Below are 13,503 nucleotides of genomic sequence, written 5' to 3' on the forward strand. Positions count from 1 at the left end.
ACGAAATGCTTTGAGGTGGATTTGCATTTGAAATAGATGGGTTATTTTTACAGAATAATCTTTCAATTTATAAAAGAAAGAAATATAATATAAGGAAATGTATATGTGGTTCAAGAAATAGAAAATATGAATGGGATATGTGGGAGGAAACAAGCAAGATGAAAACATTATTTAAAATAATAGGTATTATAGCTGGTATGGCGGTAATCGGCGTAGGTTTAACATATGGTATGCTGTATTATCTAAATAATAGTAAACCAGCTGCGAAAAAGGCATCACCAGCTGCTCCGGCAGCAGAAGTACTAGCTGATAGTAATGTAAAAGCTGAAGATGCAAAGCTTTTAGAAAATGGCAATCATTCACTACAGAATAGCGGTTTTAATAAAAATTTTAAATGGACAGATGAGAAAATACAGACAGCATTACATGAAATGGCACATCAAAAAACGAAAGCTGATCAAAAGTGGGGCTATATTTTTATCACACAAGAACGAATTGAAAGTTTACTTGATATTGTAAAGAGTAATGATCTAGTACAAGGAAATACATATGCAGATATTTTAGAAAGATGGAAACAAGGAAAATATGAAAAGATGGAAGCGGATCACAACAAGATTTGGAAATTACAAAGCGGGAATTTAGGCGAAGGAAAAGGAGTAATGTCAGAAGCGGAACAAAAAGAGTTAATTAATCAAGTGTTTATGCAAAAAGGTACATATTCAGGCAGTAAATTAATTGCAGATGGGGGACAGACTAATAAATAAGATAATATTGGAAGAGAGTAAGTGCTTATTAGGCAGTTACTCTTTTTTTTGTGCACCTTTTAGTCCCGCTCTAGTAAGGAAAGAAACGATTGTAAAACGGGTGAAATCCATCTAGATTTATGATAGATTACATGGCTTTGAATAACTGTTGGAGTTTCGATAGGCTGAAAACAGAGTTGCTCTTTTTGACAACTTTCTTGTACAACGATGTAAGGAAGAATTGAAATTCCTAACTCACACATGACAGATTGTTTAATGACTTCAACGTTGGAAGTTTCAAATGTTTTAGCTGGAATATTTCCGCTTTGACGTAAAAAACGATCTACCATCGGTCTATAGCCACAGCTTTGTTCTGTAAAGATAAATTGGGTAGCCTTTAATAAATAAAATGGATTAGAGTGTGTTGAGTAATGTGTAGGTAAAATCCATCCAAATGCTTCATTACAAAAAGTACGTGTAATAAAATCATTATGTTCCATACTTTCCCCAATTATGAAAATAACATCTGTTTCTCCTTCACGCAGCTTATTCATTGCCTGTTCGTTTGTAGTTGTTTCCAGTACGATATTTACTTTCGGATTCTCCTGTTTGTACATACGTAATAATTGTGGTAATCGGTACACTGCTAATGATTCGTTAGATGTGATACTTAATGTTCCCTCTAAATCATCACTATTTTGAGGGATTTCTTGTGCTTTTTCATAAATAGCAAGTAATTCTAGAGCATAAGGGTGAAATTGATGACCTGCTTTTGTAAGAAGAACTTTTTTCCCTAATCGATCGAATAGAGGGAGATGTAAATCGATTTCTAATGCTTTCATATGCGCTGTTACTGTAGGTTGCGCATACCCTAACGCTTGAGCAGCTTTAGAAAAACTACCATACTTAACGATGGCACAAAATGTTTTAACGTGTCTTATTTCCATCAGTTATCCCTCTTTTATTATCATGATTTGTGAATGATTATATCATGTATTTCAATTTTCAAAATGGTTAAATTCTTTATAAAATGAAATTGTAGAAATATTCATTTAAGTGATATTGGGGGGAGAAAAGATGATCAAAAAGGGCTATCATGTAGCTGTAGTTGGGGCTACAGGTGCAGTAGGACAGAAAATTATTGAACTGTTAGAGAAAGAAACTCAATTTAATATAGTTGAAGTTACATTGCTTTCGTCAAAACGATCCGCTGGTAAAGTAGTGCGATTTAAAGGACGGGAGATAATAATAAAAGAGGCAAAAACAACTAGCTTTGAAGGTGTAGATATTGCCTTTTTTAGCGCTGGAGGAGAAGTTTCTAGACAATTTGTCAATCACGCAGTCTCTAGTGGTGCTATCGTAATTGATAACACGAGTGAATACCGAATGGCACATGATGTACCGCTCGTTGTTCCAGAAGTAAATGCGCACACTTTAAAGAAGCATAAAGGGATCATTGCAGTTCCGAATTGTTCAGCATTACAGATGGTGACGGCACTTCAACCAATTCGAAAAGCATTCGGATTGGAACGAATTATTGCTTCCACATACCAAGCTGTGTCAGGTTCAGGAATTCATGCGATTCATGAATTAAAAGAACAGGCAAAGTCAATGCTTGCAGGTGAAGAGGTTAAGAGTACTATACTGCCAGCGAAAAAAGATAAAAAACATTATCCAATTGCGTTTAATGTACTTCCGCAAGTAGATACATTCACAGATAATGATTTTACGTTTGAAGAAGTAAAGATGATTCAAGAGACGAAGAAAATTTTGGAGGACCAAAACTTGAAAATGGCAGCTACTTGTGTGCGCGTTCCGGTCGTATCCGGGCACTCAGAATCGGTTTATATAGAACTGGAAAAAGAAGCAACTGTTGCAGAAATAAGAGAAGTGTTGCTGGATGCACCAGGTGTTATATTGCAAGATAACCCAAGTGTACAGCTGTATCCAATGCCGCTATATGCAGAAGGGAAAATAGATACATTTGTTGGTAGAATTAGAAAAGACCCTGATACACTAAAAGGATTCCATCTTTGGATCGTTTCCGATAATTTATTAAAAGGTGCCGCTTGGAATTCAGTTCAAATTGCAGAAACGTTGGTGGAGGAAGGGATTATTTAGTATAGATCAAAACTAGGGAACGGTTTATGACTACAGTTTCCTAGTTTTTATTTTATAATTGTTTTTTTATTCTAGCCAGATTTGATTTGAAAGGTAGTAAAAAACATCAAGAATGAATAAAATTCATTTGGTATGATATGGATATATTCAAAGTGAGGGGGAATTAGATGTACCAAGTAAAAGGCTACTTTTCATCATTAAAAGGAAGTCATTATGATATTGGAAAGCAACAAGGAGAGTTTGTGAAAAATCATCCGTATCTCATTCCACAATTTATACAGCAAGAACATTTAGTATCAGATAATTATTGGACAGAATCTAGAAATATATTAAATCAATATTGTCCAGGAATTAATGCAGAAATTGAAGGTTTTTGTGAAGTATTGAAAATTCCTGCTAGAAATATGATGTATTATTATCAAACACTATTAAAAGCAGGATGTAGTCATTGTGTCGTATTACCTAAAAAGACAGATTCAAAGCACACATATGTATTAAGAAATTATGATTTGTCACCAGAAATAGATGATATTCGTTTTTGCTCTACACATGTTGAAGGCGCGTATGCCCATAGTGGATTTTCTACTTTTTATTTTGGTCGAACTGAAGGTGTTAATGAGCATGGGTTAGCTGTTACATTTTCAGCATGTGGTCAACCAGTAGGAAATATTGAAGGCTTACGAAAGCCAGTGTTAAGTGGTTTACAATGTTTTGCGGTAATTCGAGTAGTATTGGAGAAATGTAAAAATGTGCAAGAGGCGAAGGCACTAATAGATGAAATGCCAATTGCAAGTAATATTAATTTAATTGTAGCAGATCCTTTAGACGCAGCACGTATTGAAATATTTGACGGTTTTAAATCAATTACTACAATTGATGAGGAAAGCCAAGATTTTATCGTATCAACAAATCATGCGATCAGTTTATCTGTTCAACAATTGAATAATAGAAGATTAAAACAATCTACAAACAGATATCAAACATTGTATGAACATTTAAACCGAAATGAACAAGTGAGCATGGATTCTTTAAAAGGATTAGTAGAAAGAGAGTATCCTACTGGGCTGACAGTACATAATTATGAAGAATGGTTTGGAACTTTGCATTCTGTCTTATTTGATTTGCATAATTGTACAATGAATATTTGCTTCGGATCTCCACTATTCAACGATTGGTACTCATTGAAAGTTGGAGAAAGCCTGTCCTTTTCTGAGGTGAATGTGAAATTTAATAATAAAACGTATACTGACTTTTGGAGAGAAGAACGCTATTAATTGATTCAAGAAGAATAAATGAGATAAAATGGTAATAACAAGGTGTATATACGGGAGGAATTGCCATTGTTAAAAGTTATGTTACCGATTGTTCTTATTTTATTTGTTGCCGTTTCAATGTATATTACTTATGAAAAAAGAAAAAAAGCAGGGGTAAAAGGATTGAAGAGTGCGTTAACTTCAATTTGTTTCTTTACACTAGCAATCTTAAATTTGGTTGCATATTGGTTTAACTTTGGCGGGATTTTTATTTGGTTCATTTCAATTGTTTTATTGCTAGTTGGGGCATATTTTACGAAATATATTCCAATATCTAAAAAGGTACATTGAAATTTATATGAGTTTACATGTTATGTTTTATAATGTTGTGAAAAGAGATTATTCTACTAGGTCGTTGTGAAGCGGTTTTATAGGATAATCTCTTTTGTTCGTTTAGCTGTGTAAAGAACGTACTGTTCTTTTTAGTTGCTCAATAAATTCTCGAGTTGCAGCACACATATATTTATCTTTTCTATAAATAAGCCCAATTTCTATTGTTGGAGTAGGATGCTCTATTTTAATAGCTTGAATGTTTTTATTTTGTAAAAAGTCTATATACGGTTTTGGTAACACTGTAATTCCCATTCCTTTTGAAACCATTTGGATTAAAGATTCCATCGTACTAATTTCTAAAATTGGTTTTGGTTTAAAGTTAAATTTTTGACAATGAGATGTAATTAGTTCGGTTAAAAAGAAATTTTTAGGTAAAAGAATTAAAGGGTAGTTCTGTAATTCAGCAATAGATACATGATTACGTTCAGTTAATTGATGACCGGTTGGTACGACTAATGTAAGTTCACTTTTGTATAGAGGGGTAGAAATAATCTCTTTATCTTGCACCGGGAGAAATGTAATGCCAATATCTAGTTCGTTTTGTAATAATTTTTCACGAATATCTCCTGTGCGAAGCCCTAATACAGAAAGCTCTATATTGGGATATGAATGATTAAAATTTAATATAGCTGGTGGTAGTAAATAATTTACGACGGTTAACAAAGAGCCTATTGTTAAGGAACCTTGCTGTAATCCGTTTAAATCTTGAATTGCAGAACGAGCTTGTTCGACTTCATGAAAAATGGTTTTACTATGTAATAATAAAATCCGTCCTGCATCAGTTAAAGATATTTTTTTACCGATACGATCGAAAAGCGGCATTCCTACTTCATGTTCTAATGCACGTATTTGCTGACTTAGAGAAGGTTGTGAAATATTTAATTTCTCAGCTGCTTTTGTGAAATGCAATTCTTTTGAAACAGCTAAAAAATATTCAAGTTGTCGTAATTCGATTGGGATCACCTCAAGTTTAATGATAGGTTATACCTATCATTATTATATAAATAATTGGATTGAACAATGATTTTTCGGGTTTTATAATGAACTTTATATAACAGAGATAGTTGTGAAAATAAATCGAGAGAGAAAATCATGTGACACCTTTAAAGGAGGAAAAAGAATGGCTAATGGATATCAATTATTATCTTTAAATATAGGGTTACCAAAAGAGGTTACATACGGGGGGAAGGTAATTCATACAGGTATAAATAAGAAACAAGTAAGGGAACCGGTGTTTTTATCCTTTTTAAAATTTAATGGAGATGGCCAGGCGGATTTAGTACATCATGGCGGAGTAGATAAAGCGGTATGCGTATATTCGGGAGAACATTATGGATATTGGGAAAAAGAGTTGAATCAAGATCTTGTATATGGAGCATTCGGAGAAAACATTACAATTAGTGGTCTGTGTGAAGAGGATGTATGTATTGGTGATACATTTCAAATTGGAGAAGCAATTGTACAAGTAACACAGCCAAGACAACCTTGTTTTAAATTAGCTAAGAAATACAATATTCCAAAGTTACCACTTTATTTTCAAGAAACAGGATATACAGGATTTTATTTTCGTGTATTAAAAGAAGGATGGGTATCACCTGTTGATACGTTAAAGTTACTGAAGTCTAATCCGAAAGGTGTAACAGTAGCATTTGCTAATCATATCATGCATAAGGAAAAACAAAATATGGAAGGGCTAAAAAGGATCTTAGAAGTACACGAACTTTCTACTAGTTGGAGAAATACGTTTGAAAAGCGAATGAGAGGAGAAGAAATTAATACGAAGGAAAGACTAGAAGGAAAAAAATAATAATAAATATTTTTTTATAAATGGTGCATTTCTATTAGTAAAAACGAAGTAGATAGCACTATTTTTATATAATAAACTTATTAATATTCAAAAATCTTAATATTTTTTTATTCGACTTATTTTCGAATAGTCAAAACATAAAATAAATTAGACTTTTTTTTTATATTTTATGATAGTATATTGATTGGTAAGACCTATTATTTTAAGAGCAGGTTCTACAACTACATCTAATTTGATGGAATTAACGTATGGAGGGACAACATGGGGAATGTTGAAAATTTTGAAAAACTTCTTTTAGAAGAACCGAAAAGAGAGCAGTTATTTCCTTTATTTGAAGAAGTGTTTGGGATTACAACTCAAACATTAAATGATTTTTCGGAGAAAGGATATTGGGACAATACATATAAGGCTGTATCATTTTTACAGGATGATAAAGTGATAGCAAATGTTGCGGCATTTTCGTTACCATTGCTAGTAAATGGTGAAAGAATAAATGCAGTGGGAATTCAATCGGTAATGACACACCCTAATTTTCGTAGACAAGGACTCATGACACAATTAATGAGTAAAATGATAGTAGAAATCGATAAGAAATGTGAATGTACTTTATTGTTTACGGAAATACCTGAACTATATGCATCATTTGGGTTTAAAGTTGTGCAGGAGTATTTGATGACTATTTCATATGATAAAAAGAATAATAATGATTCCTTACTTAGAAAGTTAGATTATTATATGGAAGAGGATAGAAAGTTAATACATGAAACTATTGATAGTAGCCAAAGACTTTCAAATAATTTTTCAACATTAAACTTCCGCCCTTCGTTTTATTTGAATATGTATGACTTGGAATGGAATGAGAAATTGTATTATTCAGAGAAACTAGATGCTCTTATTGTGTATGAAATAGATAATGAAAAGTTGAAATTATATGGAGTGTTTGCGCCAGTAATTCCAGTTTTAGATGAAATATGCAGGGAAATCGCTGAAAGATTTACAGAAATCGAATTTTATTTCTCTCCAGATCAATTAGGGATTGAAGATGTACAGTTTACAGAATTACAGTCTAGTAAGTATTTAATGGTGCGAAGTAATAAAGAGTTAGATTTTAAAGGATATAAGTTCCCAGTATTAACAGAGTTCTAATTGTTTATATAGATATTTTTGATGGGGAGGATATAAGTATAAATACTATTTAAATAGGTTTATACATGTGAAGTCCACCTAAGAAAATGAATTTGAGATTAAATTTTGCAGTTGAACAAATATAGATAAAAAACCGTATTCTTTCTATTTAAGAATACGGTTTTTCTAATTGCGTAATATAAAGCACATTTATTGACCCGAAAGTCATAAATGCTTATCATTTAATAATGTTAAATATTAATTTACATAATATAATAGGAATAAGAAAGAAATTACAAACTACATCGCTTAAATAAGGAGGGATATGAATTATTCAGTGGTAATTTCATGGGAAAAGGAGATTATGTATGAAATCATTTCGCAAGTTATTACAGTATTTAAAACCATACATGTTCTTCGCTATAATTGGACCGCTATTTATGGTACTTGAGGTTGCGATGGACTTAATTCAACCGACTATTATGCAACATATTATTGATGTTGGGATAGCAAATCGTGATTTGAATTATGTAATAAAAATGGGGCTTCTTATGATAGGAGCTGCAGCACTCGGTTTAGTTGGAGGACTTGGGTGTATGATGTATTCTACAAAAGCAGCTGTTAATTTCGCTACAGACATACGAAAAGATGTATTTGCGAAAGTAGAAACATTTTCTAGTGAAAATCGTGATTCATTTGGAACTGGGAAATTATTAACGATTGTGACAAATGATATTACTTCTATTCAATCGGCGATGACGATGACATTACGTGTACTTGTTCGTGGTCCTTTGTTATTTATCGGAAGTATAATAATTGTTTTTGTAACAGCACGCGAGTTATTTCCTATATTACTTGTGGTTGTTCCAATTTTATTACTTGCGATTATATTCATTGCAAGTAAAGCGAGCGGAACGTTCAAAAAAGTGCAAGAAGCATTAGATAAAGTGAATACAAAGCTACAAGAAAATTTATCTGGAGTACGTGTTATTAAAGCGTATGTAAGACAAAAATATGAAATTACTCAGTTTGGAAATGTTAATACAAATTTAACGAAGATAAATATTCGAGCGGTGCAGCTTATTTCCATAATGATGCCAATCATTATGTTAGTTGTAAGCGGCGGGATTGTCGCAACATTATGGATTGGTGGAGAAAAAGTATTTGATGGAACGCTTCAAGTAGGAGCTATTTTAGCGTTTATAAACTATTTGAATATTATTTTAATGTCACTTATGTCTATAAGTATGGTATTTATGCAAATCGCGCGAGCATTTCCATCTGCGGATCGTGTACAGCAAGTTTTAAATACTGAGGTTGATATTATAAGTGAAACAAATGCGTTTGTACCTAAGCAAATTGGGGGACAAATTGACTTTAAAAATGTTAGTTATAGTTACACGAAAAATAATGAATATGTTTTAAAAGATATTTCATTTAACATATGTAAAGGTGAAAAAGTAGGAATTATCGGTTCTACAGGAAGTGGTAAATCCACTTTAGCAAAACTGTTACCGCGTTTATACGATGTTGATCAAGGGGAAGTATGCATTGATGGAATAAATGTTAGAGCATACGATTTACAAAAACTTCGTGCTTCAATCGGGTTTGTACCTCAAAAGGCATTATTGTTTTCAGGTAGCATAGAAGAGAACTTACGTTATGGTAAAGAAGATGCAACGAATGACGAACTGGAAGTAGCGGCTTCATCAGCTTGTGCGACTGAGTTTATTAACAAGTTGAAAGATTCATATCAATATCATTTAACACAAGGTGCGACGAATTTATCAGGTGGACAAAAACAACGTGTATCCATTGCAAGGGCACTTGTGAGAAAGCCATCCATTCTTATATTAGATGATTCTACATCAGCAGTTGATGCGAAATCAGAATCTAACATTCAATCGGCATTAAGAACAGAATATAAAGGAACAACAACATTATTAATCGCCTCTAAAATCTCATCTATAATAGATGCTGATAAAATTCTCGTCTTAGATAACGGTGAATTAGTTGGTGATGGTACACATGAAGAATTGTTAGAACAATGTGAGGTATATCAAGAAATCTATCTTTCCCAAGGTGGCAATTTACATAAAGAAGGTGGGAAAGAACATGCGTAATTTTCAAGGGCAATTTGCTAATAAAGGTGGGCGTAACGCGCCTAAAATGGGTGAAGCTAGAAACACTAAAGGAACTGTATTGCGAGTATGGAACTATATGGGGTATCAAAAGGCTGCTCTTACGTTCGTTATATTTTTAGTATTTGTTACGACGTTACTTGGGTTATTAGGTCCTTATTTAATGGGAGTAATTATAGATCAATATATTGTACCGAAAGATTTAAGTGGAACTGCAAGAATGTGTATGTTACTTATCGCAATTTACGGTGTTACAGTGTTTTTAACATGGTTACAAACATTTGTTATGATTAACGTTGCATTAAAAACAATACAAAAAATACGACAAGATATTTTTGAGAAAATCCAAACGCTTTCTTTACGGTTCTTTGATGTACGTTCTCAAGGGGATTTAATGAGCCGTGTTACAAATGATATAGATAATTTGAATCAAGCGTTGACGCAAAGTGTTGTACAAATTATTTCATCAGCATTAACCTTTATAGGTGTAACGATTGCGATGTTCGCATTAGATTGGATTTTAGCGATTGTTACTTTAATTACAGTACCTATTATGTTTTTCGTTACAAAAAAACTAGTTACTTATAGTGGTAAAAACTTTGCAAAGCGTCAAAAAGATTTAGGAGAATTAAATGGTTTTATTGAGGAAGCTATAACAGGAGCGGATGTTACAACATTATACGGGAAAGAAAAAGAAACCGTACTAAATTTCAATAAAATTAATGAACAACTAAGAATTTCAGCTACGAAGGCGGATACATTTTCAGCTTTTATTTTTCCAAGTATGAACTTTATAAATAACTTAGGTATGGGGCTTGTAATTGGGACTGGTTCAGTTATGGTTTTAAATGGAATGACAACAGTTGGTGTCATTGCTGCTTTTATTAATTATTCTCGTCAATTCTCAAGACCACTCAGTCAATTTGCAACTTTAATGAATACAATTCAAGCGGCAGTTGCTGGTGGAGAACGTGTCTTTGAAATTATGGATGAAGTACCGGAAATTCAAAATAAAAAAGATGCATGTATTGTACAAAATTTACAAGGGCATGTTGCACTCGAGAATGTTTCATTTGGTTATGAGGAAAATAAAACGATTTTAAAAGAAGTGAGTCTTAAGGCACAGCCAGGGGAGACAATTGCTTTAGTTGGTCCAACTGGATCGGGCAAAACAACAATCATTAATTTGCTAACTCGCTTTTACGATATACAGCAAGGGCAAATTCATATCGATGGAAAAGATATAAAAGATTATGATATGAATTCGTTGCGAAGTAAAATAGGAGTAGTTTTACAAGATACGTATTTATTTGCTGGGACGATTATGGATAATATTCGTTATGGTCGATTAGATGCTAGTGATGATGAAGTAATTAATGCAGCTAAGGCAGCATCTGCACATTCTTTTATTAAACATTTACCGAATCAATATGAAACAAAAATTGCTTCAGAAGGATCGAATTTAAGTCAAGGACAAAAACAACTTCTTGCGATTGCGCGGGCGATTTTAGCAGATGCAGATATATTAATTCTTGATGAAGCGACATCTAATATTGATACGAGAACAGAATTACAAATACAAGAAGGACTAAACAATTTAATGAGAGGTCGAACAAGTTTCGTAATCGCTCATCGACTGAAAACGATTGAAAAAGCAGATCAAATCCTTGTTATAAAAGATGGAAGTATTTTGGAAAGAGGGAATCATGAATCTCTTATGAAAGATAGAGGGTTTTACTTTGATCTGTATACGAGTCAGTTTAAAATTTAATAAAAACTTTAATATGATGCGGTTTCTCTAGGAAAGAGAAACCGTATTTTTATATTTGTAAACATTATTATCCAAATAGTTGTTCACTAAATGTTTTAACTGCGTATTCTTGCATCCAAGGTAAAACATTCGTAAGGTTATGAAAAAATCTTTATGACCCATTCGTTCACTTGTAATTTTTGGATGTACAAATTGTTCCGAAAAAGTGTTGCATGATTATGACGTAAACTATGAAATCGAAGTTTTTGTATTTAATAGTGAAATAATTGAACTTTGATTATACAACGGCAGTGGAACAAATAGAGCGAATGAAGACAACCTTAATGAGTGTTTCACGTTATATTTATACGTTTTAATGATTTAATAAATAATACAATTTGAATTTTATTAAAAAAAGACACTGTTTCCAGTGCCCCAATTTACTACGAGAGTTTTATGAGGAAACTTAAATAGGTGAATTTAAGTTTCTCTATAATATATGAGACTACAATTAGAAAATCACTTATTTTTTAAAGGAGTTAATGGGTAATTGTATGTGCTAAAATCTTTATTAAAAATATCCTGTACTAATTGGATCGTTTCATGATCATAAAAACTATCGTATGTTGGGAGGCGTGGGAATAAAGGATCGGTAATATCAGCATCTGCAAAATTACCTCTAAAAATCGCTCTGTCCTTCTGATGATGCCATGATTTGGTTAGTATGTGTAAAGGAGAAGTTTTTAATTGATATGTTTGTTCTAAGTGCGCAATTTCAGTAGAGAAATTTTCAAGGTAGATATACTTTGTAACAAACTCCTCCTCAGCTGGTTCATATTGCTGCATTAAATGTGGATCTACTTGTTCTAAATCTTTCATTTGCGCTTTTAAATAGTAGAGAAAGATTTTAAATGAAATAGGCTTATTACAAAATTCATTACCATAATAAAAATTCCGAATAGGATTCCATGCTGGGTTTTCTATGTGAGGCGGGGCAATTAGTGAGAAGAATGAACTTACAGCTCTTGTATAGGGGTTTCTCACTAATTTATAGGAATCTTTTCCGTTTGTATATAAAGCCGCAGCTAGTTCAATAAAGTAGTCGGAGGAGTTTTTGTATATTTCATTTTCATAATTATGGATGAAGGAATCGTATTTTATGGCTTGTTTAAATAAATTTATTTGATAAAAAAACCAATGTGCAAGTGAAGTACAGCCACTTTTCTGACTCCAAAATAAAATCAAAGGGAAGTTAGAGTTAAAGTGCGGAACGCGTCCGTATTTAATAATATTTGCAAAAGACATAGTTAGCCTCCATTCAGTTATGTCAATTATTTTTAATTTATGAATAAACAACTAGGCATATGAACAAGAGAAGAGGATTAGAATAGATAATTTAATAACAATATAACTTTAAAATGAAAGCGTTATCTTATAGGGATATGAAAAGAGTACACAAAAAATGTGTACTCATAACAATCTAAATTATTTTAAGGACCATGATTAAAAGAAAAAATATGTAATTACAGCGATAAATTTGGGGGATATGTAAATATTGTGAATTTATTCATGTAAATAAAACTCAACAGAATAATCCTTTTTTCATAAACAAAAAGGCGGTTGTTTCCGCAACCACCTTTTTATAAAACAAAGCACTTTTTCAGAAATAAAATATGAATGATTTCTGAAAAGGTTATAAGATTTAATCCTATTTTCACAACTCAAGTGACGAGCTTAATTTTTAAGAAAGGAATGACTACATTATATGAAAGCTTGTCTAAAAAGGGGTTCATATAAAAAACAGCTGGCAAAAGCTAACTGCTCGGTTCTTCAAGGAGTAACAGAGAGAAAATCTAATGTCATTTGCATTATTGACGGAATATTAAAGTTTATTTAAGGGAGGGGTACTAATTATGTAGGTTACGTGAGAAGTCCTATTAACATCCAGGCTGCGCCGATCAGAATTAAAGTTTCGAAGGTAATCCAAAACTTTCTTTTTTCTGTTTTTTGAAATTCTTTAATTACAGAAAATACGGCACTTATTCCTACAAGAGTGAAAAGAGCGATTCGGATTGTTTCAGTCATTTGCATTACCACCTTTTGTTTGAATAGTTTAATTATATATTAATTTCCATTTTGTAGAAACATAATAAAATAATCCTTTGAAAAG

The 13,503-nt window shown here is 32.4% G+C and carries 12 protein-coding genes; 8 read left to right on the forward strand and 4 right to left on the reverse strand.

All coding sequences use genetic code 11. The features are described 5' to 3' along the window. Positions 1–137 precede the first annotated feature (137 nt). Positions 138–764, forward strand: a complete 627-nt coding sequence (locus J0835_RS11720) for a PRK06770 family protein (protein ID WP_140386749.1) — start codon at positions 138–140, stop codon at positions 762–764. A 59-nt stretch (positions 765–823) separates the two neighbouring features. On the opposite strand, the gene J0835_RS11725 is transcribed toward J0835_RS11720, so the two are convergent. Then, on the reverse strand, positions 824–1,690 hold the full coding sequence (locus J0835_RS11725) for a LysR family transcriptional regulator (protein ID WP_087980405.1): 867 nt from the start codon (positions 1,688–1,690) through the stop codon (positions 824–826). A gap of 130 nt (positions 1,691–1,820) precedes the next feature. Here J0835_RS11725 and J0835_RS11730 point away from each other — a divergent pair, with 130 nt between their 5' ends. The 3 genes from J0835_RS11730 (at position 1,821) to J0835_RS11740 (ending at position 4,468) form a co-directional block, all read left to right on the forward strand. After that, positions 1,821–2,864, forward strand: coding sequence for an aspartate-semialdehyde dehydrogenase (locus J0835_RS11730; protein ID WP_087980406.1), 1,044 nt, complete (start codon positions 1,821–1,823; stop codon positions 2,862–2,864). 167 nt (positions 2,865–3,031) lie between these two features. Beyond that, entirely contained in the window at positions 3,032–4,138 is a 1,107-nt protein-coding gene (locus J0835_RS11735) for a C45 family autoproteolytic acyltransferase/hydolase (RefSeq protein ID WP_087980407.1), read from the forward strand. Positions 4,139–4,204: 66 nt separating this feature from the next. Further along, positions 4,205–4,468: a hypothetical protein gene (locus J0835_RS11740; protein ID WP_140386750.1), complete on the forward strand. Its 264-nt coding sequence runs from the start codon at positions 4,205–4,207 to the stop codon at positions 4,466–4,468. A gap of 102 nt (positions 4,469–4,570) precedes the next feature. Here J0835_RS11740 and J0835_RS11745 read toward each other — a convergent pair whose 3' ends face one another. Further along, the gene (locus J0835_RS11745; protein ID WP_087980409.1) at positions 4,571–5,473 is read right to left on the reverse strand and encodes a LysR family transcriptional regulator; all 903 of its coding nucleotides are present in this window, start codon (positions 5,471–5,473) and stop codon (positions 4,571–4,573) included. Between the two features lie 157 nt (positions 5,474–5,630). On the opposite strand from J0835_RS11745, the gene J0835_RS11750 reads away from it, so the two are divergent. From J0835_RS11750 to J0835_RS11765, 4 genes are all read left to right on the forward strand, one after another. Then, entirely contained in the window at positions 5,631–6,317 is a 687-nt protein-coding gene (locus J0835_RS11750; RefSeq protein WP_087980410.1) for an MOSC domain-containing protein, read from the forward strand. A 261-nt stretch (positions 6,318–6,578) separates the two neighbouring features. Continuing rightward, entirely contained in the window at positions 6,579–7,463 is an 885-nt protein-coding gene (locus J0835_RS11755; protein WP_087980411.1) for a GNAT family N-acetyltransferase, read from the forward strand. Positions 7,464–7,810: 347 nt separating this feature from the next. Further along, the gene (locus J0835_RS11760) at positions 7,811–9,565 is read left to right on the forward strand and encodes an ABC transporter ATP-binding protein (protein WP_087980412.1); all 1,755 of its coding nucleotides are present in this window, start codon (positions 7,811–7,813) and stop codon (positions 9,563–9,565) included. Beyond that, on the forward strand, positions 9,558–11,354 hold the full coding sequence (locus J0835_RS11765; RefSeq protein ID WP_087980413.1) for an ABC transporter ATP-binding protein: 1,797 nt from the start codon (positions 9,558–9,560) through the stop codon (positions 11,352–11,354). The genes J0835_RS11760 and J0835_RS11765 overlap by 8 nt, the downstream gene beginning before the upstream one ends. Before the next feature lie 498 nt (positions 11,355–11,852). Here the strand turns inward: J0835_RS11765 and J0835_RS11770 are convergent, their stop codons facing one another. Both J0835_RS11770 and J0835_RS11775 read right to left on the reverse strand, forming a co-directional pair. After that, positions 11,853–12,638: a sulfotransferase family 2 domain-containing protein gene (locus tag J0835_RS11770; RefSeq protein WP_087980414.1), complete on the reverse strand. Its 786-nt coding sequence runs from the start codon at positions 12,636–12,638 to the stop codon at positions 11,853–11,855. A gap of 615 nt (positions 12,639–13,253) precedes the next feature. Beyond that, the gene (locus J0835_RS11775; protein WP_087980415.1) at positions 13,254–13,418 is read right to left on the reverse strand and encodes a hypothetical protein; all 165 of its coding nucleotides are present in this window, start codon (positions 13,416–13,418) and stop codon (positions 13,254–13,256) included. Between the last annotated feature and the right edge of the window lie 85 nt (positions 13,419–13,503).

The organism is Bacillus cereus group sp. Sample62, assembly GCF_036851315.1.
Taxonomy (GTDB): Bacteria; Bacillota; Bacilli; order Bacillales; family Bacillaceae_G; genus Bacillus_A; species Bacillus_A wiedmannii.